22 protein-coding genes and 1 riboswitch are annotated in these 22515 nt (G+C 55.3%); of the genes, 15 read left to right on the forward strand and 7 right to left on the reverse strand.

The window, feature by feature from the left end; translation table 11 throughout:
• Nucleotides 1–20: 20 nt before the first annotated feature.
• From hflK to BUC32_RS02515, 4 genes are all read left to right on the forward strand, one after another.
• Nucleotides 21–1166 carry an FtsH protease activity modulator HflK gene (gene hflK / locus BUC32_RS02500; protein WP_073249051.1) on the forward strand — a complete coding sequence of 382 codons (1146 nt, stop codon included), beginning with the start codon at nucleotides 21–23 and terminating at the stop codon, nucleotides 1164–1166.
• The gene (gene hflC / locus BUC32_RS02505) at nucleotides 1163–2035 is read left to right on the forward strand and encodes a protease modulator HflC (RefSeq protein WP_073249053.1); all 873 of its coding nucleotides are present in this window, start codon (nucleotides 1163–1165) and stop codon (nucleotides 2033–2035) included. The genes hflK and hflC overlap by 4 nt, the downstream gene beginning before the upstream one ends.
• The gene (locus tag BUC32_RS02510) at nucleotides 2032–2229 is read left to right on the forward strand and encodes a DUF2065 domain-containing protein (protein ID WP_175556878.1); all 198 of its coding nucleotides are present in this window, start codon (nucleotides 2032–2034) and stop codon (nucleotides 2227–2229) included. The genes hflC and BUC32_RS02510 overlap by 4 nt, the downstream gene beginning before the upstream one ends.
• Nucleotides 2230–2366: 137 nt before the next feature.
• The gene (locus tag BUC32_RS02515; protein ID WP_073249262.1) at nucleotides 2367–3836 is read left to right on the forward strand and encodes a Do family serine endopeptidase; all 1470 of its coding nucleotides are present in this window, start codon (nucleotides 2367–2369) and stop codon (nucleotides 3834–3836) included.
• 599 nt (nucleotides 3837–4435) lie between these two features.
• Here the strand turns inward: BUC32_RS02515 and BUC32_RS02525 are convergent.
• Together BUC32_RS02525 and BUC32_RS02530 are read right to left on the reverse strand one after the other, a co-directional pair.
• Complete coding sequence (locus BUC32_RS02525) at nucleotides 4436–4990, reverse strand: peptidoglycan-binding domain-containing protein (protein ID WP_073249057.1); 555 nt, start codon at nucleotides 4988–4990, stop codon at nucleotides 4436–4438.
• 71 nt (nucleotides 4991–5061) lie between these two features.
• Entirely contained in the window at nucleotides 5062–5421 is a 360-nt protein-coding gene (locus BUC32_RS02530; RefSeq protein WP_073249059.1) for an OB-fold nucleic acid binding domain-containing protein, read from the reverse strand.
• Between the two features lie 125 nt (nucleotides 5422–5546).
• Here BUC32_RS02530 and BUC32_RS02535 point away from each other — a divergent pair, with 125 nt between their 5' ends.
• Together BUC32_RS02535 and BUC32_RS02540 are read left to right on the forward strand one after the other, a co-directional pair.
• Nucleotides 5547–5870, forward strand: coding sequence for a 2Fe-2S iron-sulfur cluster-binding protein (locus tag BUC32_RS02535; protein ID WP_073249061.1), 324 nt, complete (start codon nucleotides 5547–5549; stop codon nucleotides 5868–5870).
• Entirely contained in the window at nucleotides 5870–6631 is a 762-nt protein-coding gene (locus BUC32_RS02540; RefSeq protein WP_073249063.1) for an FG-GAP repeat domain-containing protein, read from the forward strand. Before BUC32_RS02535 ends, BUC32_RS02540 begins: the two co-directional genes overlap by 1 nt.
• A gap of 12 nt (nucleotides 6632–6643) precedes the next feature.
• Here BUC32_RS02540 and purD read toward each other — a convergent pair whose 3' ends face one another.
• Nucleotides 6644–7906: a phosphoribosylamine--glycine ligase gene (purD, locus tag BUC32_RS02545; protein WP_073249065.1), complete on the reverse strand. Its 1263-nt coding sequence runs from the start codon at nucleotides 7904–7906 to the stop codon at nucleotides 6644–6646.
• Nucleotides 7907–7981: 75 nt separating this feature from the next.
• Here purD and xseA point away from each other — a divergent pair, with 75 nt between their 5' ends.
• Nucleotides 7982–9466, forward strand: coding sequence for an exodeoxyribonuclease VII large subunit (gene xseA, locus BUC32_RS02550; RefSeq protein ID WP_073249067.1), 1485 nt, complete (start codon nucleotides 7982–7984; stop codon nucleotides 9464–9466).
• Between the two features lie 91 nt (nucleotides 9467–9557).
• On the opposite strand, the gene BUC32_RS02555 is transcribed toward xseA, so the two are convergent.
• On the reverse strand, nucleotides 9558–9887 hold the full coding sequence (locus BUC32_RS02555; RefSeq protein WP_407695238.1) for a hypothetical protein: 330 nt from the start codon (nucleotides 9885–9887) through the stop codon (nucleotides 9558–9560).
• Between the two features lie 99 nt (nucleotides 9888–9986).
• Nucleotides 9987–11021: an alkane 1-monooxygenase gene (locus BUC32_RS02560; protein ID WP_073249070.1), complete on the reverse strand. Its 1035-nt coding sequence runs from the start codon at nucleotides 11019–11021 to the stop codon at nucleotides 9987–9989.
• A gap of 188 nt (nucleotides 11022–11209) precedes the next feature.
• Between BUC32_RS02560 and BUC32_RS02565 the strand changes: the two genes are divergently transcribed.
• The 5 genes from BUC32_RS02565 (at nucleotide 11210) to BUC32_RS02585 (ending at nucleotide 16568) form a co-directional block, all read left to right on the forward strand.
• Nucleotides 11210–12898 carry an NAD(P)H-dependent oxidoreductase subunit E gene (locus BUC32_RS02565; RefSeq protein WP_073249072.1) on the forward strand — a complete coding sequence of 563 codons (1689 nt, stop codon included), beginning with the start codon at nucleotides 11210–11212 and terminating at the stop codon, nucleotides 12896–12898.
• 86 nt (nucleotides 12899–12984) lie between these two features.
• Nucleotides 12985–13677, forward strand: coding sequence for a lysoplasmalogenase (locus tag BUC32_RS02570; protein ID WP_073249074.1), 693 nt, complete (start codon nucleotides 12985–12987; stop codon nucleotides 13675–13677).
• Between the two features lie 40 nt (nucleotides 13678–13717).
• On the forward strand, nucleotides 13718–14941 hold the full coding sequence (ftsY, locus tag BUC32_RS02575; RefSeq protein WP_073249076.1) for a signal recognition particle-docking protein FtsY: 1224 nt from the start codon (nucleotides 13718–13720) through the stop codon (nucleotides 14939–14941).
• Between the two features lie 81 nt (nucleotides 14942–15022).
• Nucleotides 15023–15925: a DMT family transporter gene (locus BUC32_RS02580; RefSeq protein ID WP_073249078.1), complete on the forward strand. Its 903-nt coding sequence runs from the start codon at nucleotides 15023–15025 to the stop codon at nucleotides 15923–15925.
• 37 nt (nucleotides 15926–15962) lie between these two features.
• Nucleotides 15963–16568 carry an inner membrane-spanning protein YciB gene (locus tag BUC32_RS02585; RefSeq protein ID WP_073249080.1) on the forward strand — a complete coding sequence of 202 codons (606 nt, stop codon included), beginning with the start codon at nucleotides 15963–15965 and terminating at the stop codon, nucleotides 16566–16568.
• An 80-nt stretch (nucleotides 16569–16648) separates the two neighbouring features.
• On the opposite strand, the gene BUC32_RS02590 is transcribed toward BUC32_RS02585, so the two are convergent.
• A complete protein-coding gene (locus tag BUC32_RS02590) occupies nucleotides 16649–17344 on the reverse strand; it encodes a glutathione S-transferase N-terminal domain-containing protein (protein WP_073249082.1) in 696 nt (231 codons plus the stop codon).
• A 107-nt stretch (nucleotides 17345–17451) separates the two neighbouring features.
• A riboswitch (SAM riboswitch) is annotated at nucleotides 17452–17529 on the forward strand.
• Nucleotides 17530–17588: 59 nt separating this feature from the next.
• Here BUC32_RS02590 and metZ point away from each other — a divergent pair.
• Nucleotides 17589–18770, forward strand: coding sequence for an O-succinylhomoserine sulfhydrylase (gene metZ, locus BUC32_RS02595; RefSeq protein WP_073249084.1), 1182 nt, complete (start codon nucleotides 17589–17591; stop codon nucleotides 18768–18770).
• Here the strand turns inward: metZ and BUC32_RS02600 are convergent.
• On the reverse strand, nucleotides 18761–19561 hold the full coding sequence (locus tag BUC32_RS02600; RefSeq protein ID WP_073249086.1) for a HalD/BesD family halogenase: 801 nt from the start codon (nucleotides 19559–19561) through the stop codon (nucleotides 18761–18763). The two genes, metZ and BUC32_RS02600, sit on opposite strands and share 10 nt — an antisense overlap.
• A gap of 180 nt (nucleotides 19562–19741) precedes the next feature.
• On the opposite strand from BUC32_RS02600, the gene folE2 reads away from it, so the two are divergent.
• Nucleotides 19742–20842 carry a GTP cyclohydrolase FolE2 gene (gene folE2, locus BUC32_RS02605; RefSeq protein ID WP_073249088.1) on the forward strand — a complete coding sequence of 367 codons (1101 nt, stop codon included), beginning with the start codon at nucleotides 19742–19744 and terminating at the stop codon, nucleotides 20840–20842.
• Between the two features lie 223 nt (nucleotides 20843–21065).
• Nucleotides 21066–22514 (forward strand): TrkH family potassium uptake protein, encoded by a 1449-nt coding sequence (locus tag BUC32_RS02610; RefSeq protein ID WP_073249263.1) that lies wholly within the window; start codon nucleotides 21066–21068, stop codon nucleotides 22512–22514.
• Nucleotide 22515 lies beyond the last annotated feature (1 nt).

The raw sequence follows: 22515 nt of genomic DNA on the forward strand, positions 1-22515 counted from the left end.
GATGAAAGGGATGAACCTTTATGGCAGGTAACAGTGGCGGCCCCTGGGGCGGCGGCGGAAATCAAGGCGGCGGTGGAAACCGCGGCAATAACGGCGGCGGCAATAATGGCGGTGGTGGAGGCCGTGGGCCCGGAGATGACGGGCCGCAAATCCCTGACATTGATGAGCTTATGAAAAAAGGCCAGGACCAACTGCGCGTTCTTATGGGCGGTCGCGGTGGTGGCAATGGTGGCCAGAAAGGTGGGCAACGCCCATCGGGTGGCGGCATTGGCAAGGGCACTTTTGCAATTGGTGCTCTGGTCGCGATTATCGGATGGGGTGCGGCGAGCTTTTATTCGGTTAAACCTGAAGAGCTTTCGGTCGAGCTGTTTCTTGGCAAATACTCTCAAACCGGTAGTCCAGGCCTGAACTTTGCGCCTTGGCCGCTGGTCACAGCCGAGGTCATTCCAGTGACTCGCGAACAAACTGAGGATATCCCGGCAAGTGGACGTTCCGGAGACGGGCTGATGCTGACAGGTGATGAAAACATCGTCGACATTGATTTTCAGGTGGTGTGGAACATCAACGATCCGTCACAGTATCTGTTCAACCTGCGTGATCCCAAAGAAACGATCCGGGCTGTTTCAGAATCAGCGATGCGAGAAATTATCGCGCAATCCGAATTGGCACCAATTCTGAACAGAGATCGTGGTGTGATTGCGGATCGTCTGCAAGAGCTGATCCAGATGACACTTGATAGCTATAACTCGGGTGTGACTATCGTCCGGGTCAACTTTGATGGTGCTGATCCTCCCGAACCGGTAAAAGATAGTTTCCGCGAAGTGCAATCTGCGTCGCAAGAACGCGATCGCCTGCAGAAACAAGCAGACGCGTATGCCAACCGCAAACTCGCGGGCGCGCGCGGTGAAGCCGCACAGATTTTGGAAGAAGCCGAAGGGTATCGCGCCAAAGTCGTGAACGAAGCCGAAGGTGAAGCCAGCCGTTTTTCGGCGGTTTTGACCGAATACCAGAAAGCTCCGGAAGTGACCCGTAAGCGTTTGTATCTTGAAACCATGGAAGAAGTCTTGAGTCGTGTGGACAAGGTGATCCTTGATGAAAGCGGTAGTGGGCAGGGCGTTGTACCCTATCTGCCGCTAAACGAACTGAATAAGGGGGCGAAGCAATGAGAAAGGCAACTTACATTCTGCCCGTCCTCGTATTGGTCGTAATTGCAGCATTGTCGTCGTTGTTTATCGTGGATGAACGCGAAAAGGCTTTAGTCTTGCAGTTTGGTCGGGTTGTGTCCGTTAAGGAAGCCCCTGGCTTGGCGTTTAAAATACCGCTGATCCAAGAAGTTGTTACTTATGACGACCGTATTCTCAGCCGTGAAGTTGGCCCGCTCGAGATTACACCGTCGGATGACCGGCGTTTGATCGTTGACGCCTTTGCGCGTTACCGGATTGTTGACGTGGTCCAGTTCCGTCAGGCTGTTGGTACCGGTGGTGTGCAACAGGCGGAGCAACGTCTGGACAACATCCTGAGATCTCAGACTCGTGAAGTTCTGGGTCAGGTGACATCCAATGATATCTTGTCTACGGATCGTGCCGCTTTGATGCTCCGCATTCGCAATGCGGCGATCACTGAGGCAAACGCGCTGGGTCTTGAGGTGATTGACGTGCGTCTGAAACGTACTGACTTGCCGCAAGCCAACTTGGAAGCCACTTTCTCGCGGATGCGGGCAGAACGTGAACGCGAGGCCGCAGACGAGATCGCACGTGGTGAAGAAGCCGCCCAACGTTTGCGCGCGCTGGCCGACCGGACTGTGGTTGAACTTGAATCAGATGCGAACCGTCAATCCGAGATCATTCGCGGTGAAGCTGACGCAAAACGCAACGCGATCTTTGCAGATGCCTTTGGTGCTGATCCTGAGTTCTTTGAATTCTACCGGTCACTGGCGGCCTACCGTGGTGCGCTGCTCGAAGGCAATTCCACCATGGTTCTGTCGCCGGACAGCGACTTCTTTAACTACCTGAAATCAAGCACTCCCGATCGATGATCGGGGTTGCGTTATTGTCCATCGGCCTTGTGCTGGTGATTGAGGGGCTGGTGTATGCACTGGCCCCTTCGCTTGTGGAGCAGATGCTTCAGGCCTTGCGCGCGATTCCAGAAAGCCAGCGTCGGACATTGGGTTTGGCTGCAATGGCCTTAGGGTTGGCGCTTGTCTGGCTCGCCAAGCAGCTTGGTGCGTAACAATTCTCACATTCTCATCACGTCCGGTTGATGCCGTGCGATAGACGTTGAGTTGCACAAGATGCTTCCTACATGCATTGTCATGCAAGGCTGGCCAGATGTGTGAGTATCGGCCGGTTCAAAAAATACAGGAGATTATGAGAGTGAGTACTCAGGCAATCGCAATACCGCGCTATTCGGTGGCGCAAATCCGGGCACTGTGGATTCCCACTTTGGCGGTCCTGCTGCTTTTGGCGCAAACGCTGGTAGCACAGGCACGCCCCGAGAGCTTTGCAGATCTGGCCGAAAAAATTAGCCCATCCGTTGTGAATATCACAACCTCAACCGTCGTCGCAGGACGTACGGCCCCACACGGGATTGTTCCCGAAGGGTCGCCCTTTGAAGATTTTTTCCGCGAGTTTCAGGATCAGGGTGAAGAAGGGGATCAGCCGCGTCGCACCTCGGCGCTGGGATCGGGCTTTGTGATTTCCGAGGACGGTTATGTCGTCACCAACAACCACGTCATCGACGGTGCAGATGAAATCATGATTGAGTTTTTCTCGGGTGATGAACTGCCGGCGAAGGTGATTGGCAAAGATCCCAACACTGACATTGCCTTGCTTAAGGTCGAAACTGACAGGCCATTGCCGTTTGTCAGCTTTGGCGATAGTGACACTGCCCGCGTGGGCGATTGGGTCATGGCAATGGGTAACCCGTTGGGGCAGGGGTTCTCGGTTTCTGTCGGAATCGTGTCGGCCCGTGGCCGTGCGCTTTCAGGCAGCTATGACGACTACATTCAGACCGACGCAGCCATCAACCGGGGCAACTCGGGTGGCCCGCTGTTCAACATGGATGGTGATGTTGTCGGCGTAAATACGGCCATCCTGTCGCCTAATGGTGGATCAATCGGCATCGGCTTTTCGATGGCATCCAATGTTGTTTTGAAGGTTGTCGATCAACTGAAGGAATACGGCGAGACTCGCAGGGGTTGGTTGGGTGTGCGCATTCAGAACGTCGGTGAAGACATGGTCGATGCAATTGATGGGCTGGATTCAACCGCGGGTGCCATGATCACAGATGTGCCCGAAGGCCCTGCGAAAGAGGCCGGTCTGTTGGCTGGGGATGTAATCCTTAGCTTTGACGGCAAAGACGTTGAAGACGTGCGCGGCCTTGTACGTGAAGTTGGCAATGCCGAAGTTGGCAAAGGTGTGCGCATTGTGGTGCTGCGCGATGGCAAGACCCAGACCCTTATGGTGACCTTGGGACGCCGCGAGACTGCAGATGATGCGGGTGCCGCCACGCCGGATCAGCCATCGCAAGAACCGATGGAAAAGGAACTTATGGGGCTGACCCTGACACCGCTGACGGATGCGATGCGCAAAGAACTGGGCGCAGATGCGGGCACTGTCGGGCTGGTTGTGACCGGTGTGGATGAAGCTTCCAAGGCTTTCGACAAGGGCTTGCGGGCCGGAGATATTCTGACCGAAGCCAGCCAGCAAAAGCTGAAAACCGTGGAGGATCTGGAAACCCGGATCGATGAAGCGCAGGAAGCTGGGCGCAAGTCCCTGTTGTTGCTGGTGCGCCGCGGCGGCGAGCCAAGGTTTGTGGCCCTGAATATCGAAGAGTGATCTTTGAAATGTGAATGAAAGAAGGGCGCCCATTCGGGCGCCTTTTTCTTTTCGTAGTGGTTCGGTTGGGGGGGCGTTCGCGGGCGGAAACTTGCGAAAGCCAACATTTGGCAAACGCCGTATTCCTCAAAGGGAACAGGTGAAGCGGGCATATGGCGATGACCTTTTCAACTGAATTGCAACCACAATGCGCTTTATGCGGTACTTTGATCAAAAAGTTGCCCTGAAATTCCCTTAACTTCGTCACCCTCCCACCCCAACATTTTTGCTTCGTACTTCATTAGCGGTGCGCAAACATGGCGGGTTGCGTCAGGGTTTGCACCCGCAAAAGAAAAATAACACGGCAACTGAAGAACGAAAGAGAGCTTCTTTCCCTTTAGCTGCATATTCTTTCTGCTATTCTTCATCTTCAATAGGGAGAGGCTGGTAAGCGAACATACCAAGGTTCGGATGCAGAGTTGAGTTTCGCTTTCAATACGCCTGGTACCAAATTCGCAGGTGGCCCATTCTGTCAGTTTTTTTGCGGAATCAGTTTTGGAAGCTGAGGGCGCAAAATCGCCACTCGTTGCGGCTGTACCTAGAAATGCTCAGAAGATATGTCATCCTTCACGCTCTACGGCCACCAATCCCAATTGCCTTGCGGCCTCTAAAGACAGGATCGAACTGTTCAACCCTTGAGGGGCCTGATACCGCCGGATCGCAGCACGGGTTCGTTTATCCCGCGTGCCTGTGATCGTGCCCGTGTAGAGCCCGCGAGCTTTAAGAGCGCGTTGTAATGTGGACGTGAACTCTTCGGTCCAGACACTGTCACAAGGAGTTTCAAACCAGATTTCACGGCGTTCTTCCACGATGCGTTGCTGGGTTTCACTGCGGTAAATCGCGGGGCTGATGACTGTGCCGTCTGCCAGAACTTCGGCCGGTTGGATCAACACCTGTTCGGTGACGGTTTCAATTGTGGCGGGGCTGACTTCGCGTCCCCAGCAGGTACCCGGGCTGGCACCGGGCGGCGCGTTTGTGGCGGTGCTACGCACCACGTCAGGTTCGGCAAGTGCGCCAAGATCGGGCGCGGGCATATTCGTAGGATCACAGGCTGCCAGCCAGATTATTGGCAGGGCGCAGGTCAATGTTCGGAACCTGTGAATAGGCAGTGTCATGCTCGGGCCTCGGGCGGTATCGCTCTGGGTATTGAGGGTGTTCTACCTGCTTTTCCGCATTTCCAAAAGCACTATGGCGCTGGCGGGGTCAGTAGGCTGTCTAGCAACGACGAAATATCTTCGACGTTTTCGGCAATCACATGGGTGACGTTGTTCTCGCGCTGGATGCGCCCGGTGATCCGCAGTAGCCGTCCTGAGATCACAGCACGGCGGAAATGTTCATAAAGTTTGCGCCAAACGATCACGTTCACCACGCCGGTTTCATCCTCAAGCGTGATGAAAATCACACCGTTGGCGGTGCCCGGTCTTTGCCGCAGAATGACCAGCCCGGCCACTGTGACACGGACCCCGTTTGGAGGTTCGACCAAGCGTGCGGCGGTCAAAGCCGAAGGCGGGCGGGGCCAAGTGTTCGTGTGTAGGGCAAAGCTCATGAGAACAAATATAGAACACTTGGGTTTTGCCGCAACATAATACGTGTTCGGTCGTAAAAGGGGGTGGCGGGACAAACTGGGTGCGATTACCTAGGGAAAAACTCTTGCAAAGAAAGTGCGAAGACATGGCAAAGATCACTTATGTCGAACACAACGGCACCGAGCACGTGGTAGACGTGGCCAACGGGCTCACTGTGATGGAAGGGGCACGTGACAACAATATCCCCGGAATCGAAGCAGATTGTGGCGGTGCATGTGCCTGCTCGACCTGCCACGTCTATGTCCATCCCGATTGGGCCGAGAAGCTGCCCGCCAAGGATGACATGGAAGAAGATATGCTGGACTTTGCCTATGAGCCCGATCCCGCCCGGTCGCGCCTGACCTGTCAGGTCAAAGTGACAGACGCGTTGGATGGTCTGATCGTTCAGATGCCCGAAAAGCAAATCTGATGCTGGCAGAGGCGCGGCGTCTCGTGTTGCGCCTCTGGTGGGCATGTGCTCGCCGCGCGCGGACAGGGGCCTGCGTCTGGCTGGCATTGATCGCGCTGACCGCCCCTGTTTGGGCAGACATTGTCTCGGCGCGCTATATGGATCCAACCACACGGTACGATCACGGCATTTTGGGAGATGCGGTTGAGTACGGTGCTCTGGAGATGCAGTTGCAAGACGGACGTCGATTGCGTCTGGCTTTGCCAGAAACCAGCGTGTTTGAAGACCTTGAACCGCGCCTGATTGATCTGAACGGTGACGGTGCGCTGGAAATCATCACCATTGAAAGCAGCCTGACCAAAGGCGCCCGCTTGGCGATTTATGGTGAAGACGGTCTGATCGCAGCGACGCCGCATATTGGGCGAACACATCGCTGGTTGGCCCCCTTGGGGGCTGCTGACCTTGATGGCGATGGTAAGATTGAGGTGGCCTATATTGATCGCCCGCATTTGGCGCGCATCTTACGAATCTGGCGCTTTGATGAGGGGAAATTGGTGCATCTCTCCGACACACCGGGCCTAACCAATCATCGCATTGGGCAGGATTACATTTCGGGGGGTATCCGGGACTGTGGCGCTGTGCCTGAAATTGTTACGGTCAACGCCGACTGGGGGCGCATCATTGCCACGACGTTTGATGGGAAACGCACCAAAAGTCGAGACATCGGATCTTTCCAGGGGAGATCGAGCCTCGCCAAAGCCGCCACGACCTGTTCCAACTAGAAGTTGGAAGGATCAGAGCGCGCGCCAGCCGATGTCCCGGCGATAGAATCCGCCATCCCAATCTATTTGTTCGACCATAGCATAGGCCCTGTCGCAAGCTTCTTGCAGGGACGCGCCCCGCGCCGTCACATTCAGAACCCGCCCACCAGTCGCTGTAACCACTCCGTCTTTGGCTGTGGTGCCTGCATGGAAGACCATGTTCATGCTGTCTTCTGGCAGATCTTTCAACCCATCAATAACGCTACCTTTATCATATGATCCCGGATAGCCGTTGGCCGCTATAACAACCGTGATCGCATGATCGTCTGCCCAGTTAACCTTTGCGTCAGCCAACCGTTCTTCGGCGGCGGCCTGCAACAGGTCCATGGCCTGCGCGCCAAGACGCATCATCAGCACCTGACACTCGGGGTCGCCAAAGCGCACGTTGTATTCCACAAGGCGCGGCTGACCGTCCTTGATCATCAAACCAACATACAGAACGCCAGTGTAAGGCGTGCCACGCTTGGCCATTTCGTCAATGGTGGGTTGCACAATTTGATCCAGCGCCTTTTGGGCAATCTCGTCGGTGAGAACCGGCGCGGGTGAATAGGCCCCCATGCCGCCCGTATTGGGGCCAGTATCACCTTCGCCAACACGTTTGTGATCCTGCGCCGTACCTACAGGCAGCGCCGTTTTGCCGTCGCATAAAACAAAAAACGACGCTTCTTCACCGTCCATGAATTCTTCGATCACGACTTCGGCACCAGCACCACCAAAGGCACCGCCGAACATGTCATCAATCGCATCCAGTGCAGTTTGCACGTCCATCGCCACGATCACGCCCTTGCCAGCGGCCAACCCGTCAGCCTTGACCACAATCGGCGCACCCTCGTTGCGGATATAGGCTTTGGCGGCTTCTGCATCTGTAAAGTGGCCATAGCTAGCGGTTGGCGCATTGGATGCGTCACAAATCTCTTTGGTAAAGCTTTTCGAGGCTTCAAGACGGGCGGCACCCTCAGAGGGGCCAAACGTCAGAATACCCGCTTCTCGCAACCGATCTGCCACGCCATTTGCCAAAGGTGCCTCGGGCCCGACGATGACAAAGTCGATGGCGTTTTCTTCGGCGAAATTCACCACCGCAGTTCCGCTGTTGATATCAAAGCTGGCACAGTCGGCAATCTGGGCGATTCCAGCATTTCCGGGGGCCACGATCAGCTTATCGCACTTCGGGTTCTGCATGACTGCCCAAGCCAGTGCGTGCTCACGTCCACCGCTTCCGAGAATGAGAATGTTCATGGGGTGCGCCCTTCTGCTTGGCCTTCGTTCACGGGCGTTCTAAGCTGTGTCGAGCAGTTCCACAAGCGAGGCCAAATGTCCGACCTGATCGATTCTCCAGCTGAAGGCGAAAATGCCCCGGAATTTTCAGTTTCCGAGATTTCCGGCGCGCTGAAACGCACGATTGAGGGCGCGTTTGGCCGCGTACGCGTGCGTGGTGAAGTGGGGCGGGTCATGTTGGCACGGTCAGGGCATCTGTATTTTGACGTCAAGGATGACCGATCAGTCATTGCCGCGGTAAGCTGGAAAGGGCAGGTGTCGCGCCTGTCGATCATGCCTGAAGAAGGCATGGAAGTGATCGTGACCGGAAAGCTCACAACATTCGGTTCGCAATCCAAATATCAGATCAACGTCGATGACGTCGCCGTGGCAGGCGAAGGCGCGCTGATGGCGATGCTGGAGAAGCGCAAGAAACAACTGGCTTCTGAAGGTCTGTTTGCACCAGAGCGCAAGCGCCCCTTGCCGTATCTACCCGAAGTGATTGGCGTTGTAACCTCGCCTTCAGGTGCCGTGATCCGCGATATTCTGCACCGTTTGCGTGATCGTTTTCCACGCAAAGTGCTAATTTGGCCGGTGGCTGTTCAAGGCGAACAATGTGCTCCGCAAGTGGCCGCAGCCATCAAGGGCTTTAACGCACTGACGCGGGGGGGCGCTTTACCACGCCCTGATCTGCTGATTGTGGCCCGGGGCGGGGGCAGTATCGAAGACCTGTGGGGGTTCAACGAAGAAGCCGTCGCGCGCGCAGCGGCCGAATCTGACATCCCACTGATCTCGGCTGTCGGCCACGAAACCGACACGACGCTGATTGATTTTGTGTCGGATCAACGCGCACCAACACCAACGGCCGCCGCCGAGATGGCGGTGCCCGTGCGGTTGGACCTTCTCGGGTGGACCGATGAACAGGGCGCGCGCCTAACCCGATCCCTGTCCGATGGCATTTTGCGCCGGGGTCAACGCCTTCGCGATCTTTCGCGGGCTTTGCCACGGGCGGATGCCTTGCTGCAAACCCCATCGCAACGGCTGGACAATGCCACAAACCGTCTGCCTCAAGCCTTAATAGTCGGCGTTCAAAATCGGCGAATTGAACTGGGTAAACGCACCGGGTCACTACGCTCCAGCATCCTAGAACGCATGATCGAAGCCCGTCGGGAAGCTTTGGGGCGTCGCAGTGACAGACTTAGCCCCGTGGCGCTCAACCGGGAAATCCATCGGCGCAAAGACAAGACAGGCGATCTCGCGCGCCGCTTGAATGACGCCTATGACCGCAAACTTGGAGCCTTGAAAGACCGGCTCACCGGTTTGGAACGAATGCGAGAGACGCTGGGGTATAACGCGACATTGGACCGTGGCTATGCGGTTGTGCGCGGAGATGGTGCCCTCATAACAGACACCAAGGGCGCCACAAAAGCCTCGGAAATTGAGCTGCAGTTTGCCGATGGCCGCATCACACTTGGCGCCAAAGCCATACCTAAAAAGGCACCAAAACCACCAGCCGCGTCCGACCAGGGAAGCTTGTTCTGACATCGTCCAAATGGAGGCAATTATCCTGGAGTGAACATTGTCTTGGCCTTGCAAAGATGAACTGAGGGGCAAGGTCTCTGCCAATCTTTTTCTAAACACCCAACTCCGGACCCAGACAGAGCATTTCGCCGTCGCCTTCAATTTCATAAAGCTCCGTGGCTTCACTATCAGATTTGAAACGCGCGCTTAACTTATTGCCCCGTTCAAAAAAGTGCCAACATTGCGGTTCGGGATTGTCATCATAGACAAAACAAATGTGTTCGGCGTCTTCGTACCAAAATCCGTCCTTGCAGCGTCCGTTCAGAAAAGACCATCGCACGCGACGGTCCGGTAGATACTCCTCAACGCCATATCTATGCCCATCGTTCCCAAAATAAAGAATCTTACCTTGGGTGTAGGCGTCAAAATCTGCGGCCGACATAGGGCTTTCTGCACTAACCGGCGAACTTGCCAGTGCAAGGAAAAGGAAAAGCTTTTTCATAACACCATGCTGCCCCAAATTCCGGATTCTAATCCACCCTCAATTTGCAGATACGCGCAATGCCGCCACTTTGGGATCCATGACCCGTCGCCACATCCGTGGCCAGAGCGCCAAAGCGCCCATCACCGGCAATGAGCGTGGCAGGCAAGGCATCGTGGATCGATCCAGCTCCAGCGCGGGGTAAGTGCGCAAGGGATGCATGTGATGGTCCGAATGGCGCGGCGCGTTCAGCATCAATGCGCTGGAATAAAACTGCGGCGCGTTCCAGCTATGGCTAGGGCCGACAGGTTCCAATTTGCCATCTGCGCCCCGGGCACGTCGCAGGCCGTAATGCTGCACATAGTCTGATACCAGCAATTGCATCTGGGCGTATCCGGTCAGCAGAAACAATGCCAGTACTCCGCTCGAACCAAACAAGACACCGGCCAGCACCACCACGCCAATACCTCCTAATACATAAGCGACATAGGGGTGCGACCATGGGTTAAGCCTGCGACTGCTTCTAGCGCGCAATTCGGTTTCGGCCCGCAGGCCTTTGCGAAAAGACCCGATCCAGGCGCGCGGCCAGAATTTATAAAAACTCTGACGAGAGGTCGGGCTGTTAGGGTCCATCGCGCTGGCGGCCCAAACATGATGCACGCGAGGGTGCGCAGACGCATGATGGCCAAACAAAAGCGAGATATAGACTGCTTTGCCCAAACGGCGTGGCCATCGGGCCTGCTTATGGATCAGCTCGTGCGCATTGGCGTTACTGACCTGCCCAAAGAACAAACCAAAGGCGATGAAACAGGCAATCTTCTCCCATGCCCCCAGGTCGTTGCTTCCGCTAAGGGCATAGATCGCAATGACGATCAGCCCAAGATGTGCCGCCCCAAGAAACAAGGCCAATTCCTCACCTGCCGGAAACTCTCCGTCCGGGCCGCGTTTGGCTACCGCCCCGTTAATCAAGCGGTCCAACAAGTAGGTGAAACAGGTCAGATACAGCAATGCCATGAGGCACCAGATGCCACCCTGAAGCCCGGCCAGCGCCAAAAGCATCACGGGGAGAATCGTTGCAACTGAAAACCAGATCATGATTATGCCTTTTTATGAGATGAGTTCCGCCTCATTAGCCCATAGTCTCTCAGCGGAAACAATGCGGTGTGTGGACGCCACCTGCGGAAATTCCTAACGCATACGGGTGTGCGGATGTCGTTTTTGGCTCGCTCAGGAAAGACATCTGCGGCTAGTTTGGCCGCAACTTGAAATGACGGGGAACCGATATGGCACTGGACGAGTCCAAAAAGGGCATCTGGAAATCCGGCAAAGGCAAAGGGCGTAAAACACCCAAAGGCCGCCAACTGGATGATGTGGCACACGCCGAAGTGCAGGCCCTCTTGGGGGAACAACCCCGTAACCGGGATCTGTTGATTGAGTTTCTCCATCTCGTGCAGGACGCCTATGGCCACCTGTCTGCTGGCCACATTCGTGCGCTTGCCGAAGAATTACGCATTGGTCAGGCCGAAATATTTGAGGTCGCCAGTTTTTACGCGCATTTCGATGTCGTGAAAGAAGATGAAACCCCTCCGCCTGCGCTGACCATTCGGGTTTGCGACTCGCTGTCTTGCGAACTGGCCGGAGCGGAACAGCTACAAAAAGCGCTCGAAGATGGGCTTGATGCTTCTGAGGTGCGTGTTGTGCGGGCCCCTTGCATGGGGCGCTGTGATACAGCCCCTGTTCTGGAAATCGGCCACAACCATATCGATCACGCCACGCCTGAAAAAGTGCAGGCGGCAATCGCCGCGGGTGACACCCATACCCATATTCCCGACTATGAAGGCTATGATGCCTATTCTGCAGATGGTGGCTACGACGCCCTGAAATCCCTGCGCGCCAATGGTGACTGGGAAGAGGTTCAGGCCCGCGTCAAGGACGCAGGCCTGCGTGGTCTTGGCGGTGCAGGTTTCCCCTCGGGCACCAAATGGGGCTTTGTGCGCGCCAACGAAGGGCCGCGTTATCTGGCCGTGAATGGCGACGAAGGTGAGCCGGGCACATTCAAAGATCGCTATTATCTGGAGCGCACTCCGCATGTCTTTCTTGAGGGCATGTTGATCGCGGCTTGGGCGGTTGAAGCGGAAAAAGCGTTCATCTACATGCGCGATGAATATCCTGCGGTTCTGCATATCCTTGCGACCGAGATTGCTGCTTTGGAAAAGGCTGGCCTTGTTGAGCCCGGCTATATCGATCTGCGTCGCGGGGCAGGAGCTTATATCTGCGGTGAAGAAAGCGCCATGATCGAATCGATTGAAGGCAAACGCGGTGAGCCGCGCCACCGCCCACCCTTTGTGGCGCAGGTTGGTATCTTTGGTCGTCCGACTCTCGTGCACAATGTCGAAACGCTGCACTGGGTCTCGCGTATTTGTCGCGAAGGTCCCGAAGTGTTGAATGCGGTCGAAAAAAACGGCCGCAAAGGGCTGCGGTCATACTCGGTCTCAGGCCGTGTGAAAAACCCCGGTGTACATCTTTTGCCAGCAGGATCGACCATCACAGATGTGATTGTGGCCTGTGGTGGCATGGCCGCAGGCCATGATTTCAAAGCCTATCAACCCGGTGGTCCGTCTTCGGGCATTCTGCCAGCCAGCATGAACGATATCCCGCTGGATTTTGATACGCTGCAACCACATGGCACCTTTATCGGCTCGGCGGCTGTGGTGATTCTTGGCCACAACGACAGTGCGCGTGACGCTGCGCTGAATATGTTGCGGTTCTTTGAGGACGAAAGCTGCGGTCAGTGCACACCCTGCCGAGTAGGTTGTGAAAAAGCTGTGAAGTTGATGCAGGCCGATAACTGGGACACAGGATTGCTGGAAGAATTGTCTACTGCAATGGTCGACGCCTCGATCTGTGGTCTGGGGCAGGCAGCCCCCAATCCCATCCGCATGACCATCAAACATTTTGCAGACGAAATCTAAGGCTCACGGTTTCCGTCACGCTATGGATGACAACGGCACCCTTTCGCGCATAGCCTGCACAGGCAACGCGGGAGGGGCCGAGTGACATGACAATTGTGGAAGAAATTGCGTTTCGCCAGTCACTCCGGCTCTCATTCTTGGTCATAGGGTTAATTGCGGCAGTGACTTACGCGGCCGCCTATTGTTATCGCGGCCCATCTAAAGCCAAAACACTGGTCAAATCAGTGCCTTTGCTCAGCTTTGCCTTGGCAGGATTGGCCACCTTCGCACACCCTTTGGTGATTGGTGCCCTGTTTTTATCTGCGATTGGCGACATTGCTTTGTCTCGTGACGGAGATCGGCCATTTTTGGTGGGGCTGATTGGCTTTGCCTTAGCTCATGTTCTCTATATTGCGCATTTTTGGGGCCTGGCCGGTGGGCTTGGTGGAGCCATGGCTATGCCAGTTGCGGCAGGAGCGGTGATTTTGTTTGCCCTGTCCACGGAAAAATGGCTGGCACCTTACACGGATGATATGCGATGGCCTGTGCGGGTCTATGTGCTGTTAATCTCTCTCATGGGACTAACTGCGCTGGACCTGCCGGGATTGCCGCTGGCTTTGATCGGGGCCTTTGCCTTTATGGCGTCCGATACGATCCTGTCGGTCCAGCTATTCCGAATGGCTGACACCTCACGCTGGCAAGTACCAGCCTCGGTTGTGCTTTGGAGTCTGTATGCAGGTGGACAATTTGCGATCCTAGCAGGTGCGGGTTGGTCAACGCCGCTCTTCCAATTCCCGTAAGTGCGCATTACTTGGGGGAAGACGATTTTCGGAGGCCCCCATGGCGTTTTTTTCCAAGCTCAAAGACAAGTTGTTCAAATCCTCTTCGAAACTCGAAGAAGGACTTGATGCGATTGTTGAAGATGGTGGCGAAGAAATCGCTGCCGAAGAAGTAACGCCTCAGCCAGCGCCCGAGCCTCAAGCTGCGCCAGTGGTGCCGGAACCAGTGCCAGAAACGGCTGCTTCTCTAGTGATTGACGAGGTCTCTGAACCAACACCGACACTAACGCCTGAAATTTTTGAAATGCCTGAAGCGGCACCCGAACCCGAACAGATCCCCGAGCCTGTTGCGAAACCCTCAGTTCCAGAGACGGAACCGTTAAAACCAGCCAGCAAACCGGGGTTTCTTGCCCGCCTGACGGGCCGTGCCAGCAGCCAGCCTGTGGTTAAGCGTGTTCTGGACGATGATATGCTAGAACAATTGGAGGAGCTGCTGATTGCCTCTGACATGGGTGTCGACACAGCATTGCGGGTCACGGCCAACATTGCCGAAGGCCGATTTGGCAAACGTCTGTCGACCAGCGAGATCAAACAACTTCTGGCCAGTGAAGTGGCGCGGATTATGGAGCCCGTGGCCAGACCCTTGCCACTCTATCCGACCACCCCTCAGGTGGTTCTGGTCGTTGGCGTTAATGGATCGGGAAAAACCACCACAATCGGCAAGTTGGCCAGCCAATTTCGGGCAGCAGGCAAGAAGGTGGTTATCGCTGCGGGCGACACTTTTCGGGCAGCAGCTGTAGAACAGCTTCAGGTTTGGGGCGAACGCGCCGGGGTGCCGGTTTTGACAGCCCCGGAAGGCTCAGATCCTGCCAGCCTTGCTTTTGATGCGATCACCAAGGCTCAGGAAGATGGCGCTGATCTGTTGATGATCGACACTGCCGGCCGATTGCAGAACCGTGCGGACTTGATGGAAGAGTTGTCAAAAATCGTGCGTGTGATCCGCAAAAAGGACGAAACCGCACCGCACAATACGCTTTTGGTGCTGGATGCCACCACCGGTCAAAACGCGCTGTCGCAGGTTGAAACCTTTCAAAAGCTTGCGGACGTCTCAGGCCTCGTAATGACCAAACTGGATGGAACCGCCAAGGGTGGCGTATTGGTTGCCTTGGCTGACAAATTTGGCCTACCCATCCACGCCATTGGCGTTGGCGAGCAAATTGATGACCTTGCTCCGTTTGACCCCGAAGAGTTTGCCGCGGCCCTGACTGGGCTTACGACTGAGTAATAGATCATCTGGTTTCAAATATCCCCGGGGGTCCGGGGGCAGGCAGCCCCCGGCCTTTCCTAACAAAACTAAGGCCGCTTTATGAGCGATTGGGTACTTTCCATCGAAGGCACGCCCGCGGGTGCGCAGGCGGCCTTAGTGCTTGCGCTGGTCGCAGCCTTTCTGCATGCGGTTTTTGGTGCCCTTCAAAAGGGGCGCCATGATCCGTGGCTGTCCCGAGGAGCGATTGATTTCTCCTTAACGTTGATCTCGATGCCTGTGGCTTTGTTTCTGGTGCCATGGCCTGAAGGGCATGTCTGGCTGTTGTTGCTTGGGTCCGTGGTGATCCATTTTGTTTACAAACTTGGGCAGGCGTTGGCCTATGCCCGAGGGGCATATACGGTGGTCTATCCGGTTGTGCGGGGCACAGGACCCTTATTTACAGTGATTGGCGCGTGGATTGTGTTTGGTGAAAGCTTTGCGCCACTGCAATGGTTTGGGGTGGCGGTTCTGCTGGCTGGAATTTTTGGGTTGGCGATCTACAATCTGATCCATGTTGAGGTTGGTCGTGACACTTTGGTGCCAGCCCTTTGGTTGGCCGTGTTTACCGGAGCCTTGGTGGCGCTATATACGACTTGGGATGCCTATGGCGTGCGCGCGACCGCCAATCCATTCACATTTCTGATGTGGTTTTTCTTTCTCAGCTCGCTCGACTTTCCGGTCATTGCAGCGCTGCGCCTACGCAACATGGCCTATCCTCCGCCCTTGAAACCGCTTTTTCTGCGCGGGATGGCAGGAGCCTTTACGGCCTGGGGCAGTTTCGGATCAATCATGATCGCCACCCGATTGGGGCAGGTCGGAGAAGCAGCAGTTTTGCGCGAGACGTCACCTGTGTTTGCAGCCCTGGTTGGCTGGCTGGTTCTGCGTGAAACTGTCGGCCCCCGGCGGATCGCTCTAATGACAATGATTGCGGCTGGTGCGGTCTTGGTTGAACTGGGCGGCTGATTGCGCCAGAACAGGCGGGCAACAGGCAGGTGAACAGATGAGCGACAAGAAAAAGATCAACCCGTTACTGAAGACGGGTCTCGAACTGGGCCCCATCGTGGTGTTTTTCGTGGCGTACTTAAAGCTACGCGAGGAAACGTTTCTGATTGGTGGAACCGATTATGCTGGCTTTATCGTGGTCACTGCCGGATTCATTCCCCTGATGATCCTGTCCACGGGTATCTTGTGGAAGCTGACGGGGCATCTGTCCAAGATGCAGGTGGCGACACTGGTATTGGTCGTGGTTTTCGGCGGGCTTTCAGTTTGGCTGAATGACGACCGATTCTTTAAGATGAAGCCGACGATGATCTACCTTTTGTTTGGCGGTGCGTTGGGCATCGGGCTGATACGCGGCCAATCCTACCTGAAATTTGTGATGGAAGAGATGATGCCTCTGAAAGAAGAGGGATGGATGCTTTTAACCAAGCGCCTGACGGCTTTCTTTATAGGGCTCGCGGTTTTGAATGAGATTATCTGGCGTACGCAGTCCACGGACACTTGGGTCTATTTCAAAACTTTCGGCCTGACAGCCGCGGTGTTTGCCTTTTTTATGACCCAGGGGGGATTGTTGCAGAAATTCGCCTTGGAAGAGGAAAAAGACTAAGGCGCTCTCCCGCGCCTTTCCTCGAAAATAACAGGTTTTTCGAAAAGCCTTGGGCTAGGCCGCACGGCGCGGTCGACAATTCAAGAACGTTTGAACAAAACTGACTGTGCGTCAGTGACTTTTCGGAAATCGCCACGCTTGTCTGCATGCAGCGCTCGTCCCCGTTGCACGCCCGGGCGCGCAGCCATTTGGTCCAGCCACCGTGAAAAGCAGGGCTTGTCATCCAGTGTCTGCTGTTGGCCTTCCCAAAGCGAGGCCCAGCCCCAGATCGAAATATCCGCGATAGAGTAAAAATCTCCAGCAACAAATTCATTGTTGGCCAGTTGGCGATCTAACACGCCATAGAGTCGCGCAACCTCGGCGCGATACCGTTCCTTGGCATAGGGAATATCATTGGGTGGCTCCATCGCCGGGGCGTATTTCCAAAAATGGTGTGTCTGACCTGCCATCGGTCCAACGCCACCCATTTGCCACATCAGCCATTCTTCAACCGCAACGCGCTCGCGTTCTGTGGCGCCGCCAAACTGTCCGGTCTTGCGTGCAAGGTATTGCAGGATCGCGCCACTTTCGAAGACCGATACTGGCGTGCCATCAGGGCCATCGTGATCAACAATCGCGGGCATTCTATTATTCGGCGCGATTTTTAGGAAGTTAGGGTCGAACTGATCGCCTTTGCCAATGTTGATCAGGTGAGTGTCATAGGACAGACCCATCTCTTCCAGAGCGATGGATATCTTCCACCCGTTCGGCGTTGGCCAAAAGTATAGATCGATCATGCTGCACGTCCTTTGCTCGCTTGCGGATATGATGCGTCTTTCTGAGACAGGAGCAAGAGCACAATGCGCCCTCACGAGGTGTTGACGTCTTGCACGCGCCTTACTAAACAATGCCCAGTGGCGATTTGTTACCGGATTGCGGGCCACTTTAAATAAACCGCTAAAGAGGTCAGGACGAAGGAACCCCCTTTTCGCTTGGCCGATCGGGGGTTTTTGTTTGGCCAAACGGCCACAGGAGGACGCGATGAGCGACTATAAAACGCGCACAAACCTGGTCCATGGCGGCACGCGCCGCAGCCAGTACAACGAAGTGAGCGAGGCAATTTTCCTGACCCAGGGATTTGTCTACGAAAACGCGGAACAGGCCGAGGCCCGGTTCCTGAAATCAGGCGATGATGAGTTTATCTATGCCCGTTACGGCAACCCAACCGTCGCAATGTTTGAAGAGCGGATTGCGATGCTGGAAGGCGCCGAGGATGCTTTCGCGACCGCTTCGGGTATGGCGGCCGTCAACGGAGCGCTAACTTCGCTGCTAAAAGCGGGTGACCATGTGGTGGCGGCCAAAGCCCTGTTTGGATCCTGTCTTTATATCCTTGAAGACATCCTGGTGCGGTTTGGGGTTGAGGTCACTTTGGTGGATGGCACGGATCTGGATGCATGGCGCAAGGCGGTGCGCGCAGACACCAATGTTGTGTTTTTTGAATCCATGTCCAACCCCACACTTGAAGTCATTGATGTGTCTGCTGTGGCCGAGATTGCCCATTCGATGGGGGCCACTGTGGTGGTCGACAACGTATTCTCAACACCTGTGTTCTCAAACGCGATTGAGCAAGGCGCCGATGTGGTGATTTACTCTGCGACCAAGCATATTGACGGGCAGGGACGTACATTGGGCGGCGTGATTTTAGGCACCAAAGAGTTCATCCGGGGCACTGTTGAGCCTTACATGAAACACACCGGCGGCAGCCTGTCTCCGTTCAATGCCTGGGTGATGCTCAAGGGCTTGGAAACCATTGACCTGCGGGTGCGGGCACAAGCCGAAAGCGCGCTGAAGCTGGCCGAGGCGTTGGATGGTCATCCGAAGCTCGCGCGCACGATTTATCCCGGACTCAAAACCCATGCGCAGAACGGTCTTGTGCAGCGTCAACTGGGTGGAAAAGGCGGCACAGTTCTGTCTTTGGACATCAAGGGTGGTCAGTCGGGAGCCTTTCGGTTCCTGAATGCGCTGAATATCGCAGTGATTTCGAACAACCTCGGCGACGCTAAATCTATTTGCACCCACCCAGCAACGACCACGCACCAGCGTCTGCCCGATGACCAGAAGGCCTCATTGGGTATCACGCCCGGTCTGGTGCGGTTTTCTGTGGGACTTGAGGATGCAGACGATCTGGCAGCGGACCTGAAACAGGCGCTGGATCAGGTCTGAGGCGGGCCGCTTCTTCCATAAAATCCAATTCGCTCGGCGTCCGAAAAACGGACGCCGGGGCGGTTATAAAACGAAAACACTGCGATGATGCGGGCTTTGTCTCCAGAGACCTGCCCAACCCTGTGTGGCGTGTTCTTACCGCGAAACACATTCAGCGTGCCAGGCGTCAGGGTCAGAGACTGAACCTGATCGTCTTCACCGCGCAGCATCCGGGCAACACCGTCATAATTTGGGTCGTCATGGGTGCGCAAATCGGTGCGATAGATGAACTCGCCCCCTTTGTCCGGGGCCTGCATCAACATCGTGGTTGTGAACTCTGAACGGTCAAAATGCCAGTTTAGTGCCTGACCTGCGTCATAGGACATCAGGTTCCACGATGCGAGCGGATCATCCATGGTGAAAAGCGCAGGCTTGTCCATTGTGGCGGCCAGAAATCGGCTGAACATCCGCCATTCATAAAGTCGCGTCAAAGGGTCGTCTTTGAATTGATCAGCGCAAAGCGTCAGGTTCGAGGTTTGAAATCTCGCAAGGGCAGGGTGATCATCCGCCAGCCCCTCAATCCTGTCTTGGAAATAGATATTGTGCTCGCGCTCGTGACGAAAGGCTTCTTTGGCAAAGCGCGGCGCGGATTCGGCGGCAGTTTTGGCTGCGATATCCTCAAGCATGAGACCCTCGAGATTAAACATACCGTCGCGCGCCAGATCAACTCTGCAACGGTCAACCAACGCCCGCCACGCGTCAGAGTCGGGCTGATCCAAAGAGTAGCGATCAAGATCAATTATATCGCGCATGGGGTGTCCTCCTGATTCTCAGAGTGCAAGTGGTAGGCGCGTCGCTCAAGTGCGATTGCGACCTAGAGCATGAATTCTTGGGACAAAGGGTCGTTTCCGGGGCATTTCCTTTCGAAATTGGAAATCCCGCCTCAAGTACCCTAAGTTAAAACTCTGCAGGACGCGAAAGGCAGAAAACGCATGAATATTTACTCAGCCGATTCCAAGGATGATCAGGCACGCCGTGAGGCTGTCGAAGCATTGCGTCGCCTGCGCGCGTGGGCTGCGTCTGCGACACCCACCGAAATTGCCGAACTTGATTCGGCGATTGCGCGTCTTTTGCCAGACCAGCCCCTGGCCAATTATCCAGACCTCAATCGCGATTACCCGGAAGATTTCACGGTAACCGAGGTCTATCGCGATTCACTGCCTGACTTGCAAAATGGCCCTGCCAGCCTGATCAAAGGCGAAAAGCAGCAGATTCAGCATGTAGGCATTTCGAACTTTAGACTGCCAATCCGATTTCATTCTCGCGACAACAGCGATGTGACGCTGGAGACAAGCGTGACCGGCACTGTGAGCCTTGATGCGGAAAAGAAAGGCATCAACATGTCTCGCATCATGCGGTCTTTCTACAAACACGCAGAAAAAACGTTCAGCTTTGATGTGATGGAGCAGGCGCTTGCGGACTATGTGAGCGATCTGGAATCTGTGGACGCACGCATTCAGATGCGGTTTTCCTATCCGATGCAAATCCAGTCGCTGCGCTCGGGGCTTTCGGGGTATCAGTATTACGATATTGCCATGGAAAAAGTGCAAGTGTCTGGTGAACTGCACAAGGTTATGCATCTGGACTATGTCTATTCGTCGACCTGTCCTTGTTCTCTGGAACTCAGCGAGCACGCCCGCCAATCACGCGGGCAATTGGCGACACCACATTCGCAACGCTCGGTCGCGCGCATTTCGGTGCAGGTATTGCCCGGTGGCAAACTGTGGTTCGAAGATCTGATCGACATGTGCCGCCTTGCAGTGCCGACCGAGACGCAAATCATGGTCAAACGCGAAGATGAACAGGCCTTTGCCGAACTGAACGCAGCCAATCCGATCTTTGTAGAAGATGCGGCGCGCCTGTTTTGTGAGCAACTCAAGGCGGACCCCCGGATCGGGGATTTCCAGGTTGTGGCCAGCCATCAGGAAAGCCTGCATAGCCATGATGCGGTTTCGGTGCTGACGGATGGGCCATTTTTTGCTTCGGCCAGCCTGGATCCCAAGCTGTTCAATACCTTGTTTCACGTCGGCTAAGCGGTTTTCTGAAATTTTCACGCAATTTCCGGCTCAGCTCTGCAATTCCGTATAGTATTCGGTATAGTCCTTTCGCGCCTTTGGAGCAGGCCGTTTGCTGTGGTTGAACTTTGCTGACTGGTGAATTTCATAAGGTAAAACGGGGAAATTTCCCCATCTATCCCGCTGATTTCAAATGCTCAGACGCTTGACACCGGGCGCAGGGGACGCCAACGCTTTGCCCATGCTTGATCTGCGACCCGTTGGATATGTGATTGGCCTTTTAGTGGCGATGCTTGGGCTGACAATGCTGTTGCCCATGCTGGTAGACCTTGCCACTGGGGACGAGCATTGGTCGGTCTTTCTAGAGTGCGCGATCCTGACCTTTTTGACCGGCGGCTTTGTGGCCTTGTCCTGCCAAACGGCCAAAGGCAAGGGATTGACGATTCAGCAGACCTTTTTGCTGACCACCGGTGTCTGGCTCACCCTGCCATTGTTCGGGGCGTTGCCATTTTTGTTGGGCGACACCGAAGCTCGGTTTGTGGATGCCTTCTTTGAGGCCATGTCTGGCCTGACCACCACGGGTTCAACGGTTTTTGCCGGGCTCGAGACTATGCCTAAAGGCCTGTTGTTGTGGCGCGGATTGCTGCAATGGCTGGGCGGGATCGGTATTATTGTTGTCGCCATGGTGTTCCTGCCTGAATTGAGGGTTGGGGGTATGCAAATCTTCCGGTCTGAAGGTTTTGATACCTTCGGAAAAATTCTGCCACGCGCTACCGAGATTTCCTCGCGTATTTCGGTGATTTATCTGGCGCTTACGATGATGTGCGCGTTGGCCTATATTTTGACGGGCATGAACGCCTTTGATGCCACTGTGCATGCCATGACGACTATCGCCACCGGCGGTTTTGCCAACTATGATGCGTCTTTCGGGGCTTTCTCAGGGGGCACGGAGTATGTGGCCGTCGTGTTCATGTTGCTGGCGGCACTGCCGTTCGTGCGGTTCGTGCAGCTGACAGCCGGCAGCGCCAAGCCGTTGTTTGCAGACAGTCAGATCAGGGCCTTTTTCATGACGGCGGCTGCGATTGTGGCCCTGATCGGCGCATGGCAGTTTTTTATTGTCGGCGTTCAAACCGAAGCGGGCTTTCGTAAAGTTTTGTTTAATTCCGTCTCGATCCTGACGGGCACGGGCTATGCCAGCGCAGACTACATGCTGTGGGGCAGTTTCCCGGTCGCGATCCTGTTCTTCACTGGCCTGATCGGTGGCTGCGCGGGGTCAACCGCCTGTTCGATCAAAGTGTTCCGGTATCAGTTGCTTTTTGCATCGATCCGGGTGCAGTTGATGAAAATCCAGCAACCGCGCGGCGTGTTTACCCCCCGTTATCAGGGACGTCGTGTCGATGAAGACGTGCTAAACTCGGTGATGTCTTTCTTTGTGTTCTTCACCGTGACGTTGGGCGTTTTGGCCGTTTTGTTGGGGATGACCGGGCTTGATTTCACCACAGCTCTGTCAGGTGCCGCTGCCGCTTTGGCCAATATCGGCCCGGGCCTAGGTGACACAATCGGCCCGTCGGGAAATTTTGCAGATATCAACGACGCCGCAAAGTGGCTGCTGAGTGCAGGCATGTTGATTGGTCGTCTCGAGCTTTTGGCGGTCTACGCCATCTTAACCACACAATTTTGGAGATCCTGAT

The sequence above is a fragment of the Shimia gijangensis genome (assembly GCF_900142085.1).
GTDB lineage: Bacteria > Pseudomonadota > Alphaproteobacteria > Rhodobacterales > Rhodobacteraceae > Shimia > Shimia gijangensis.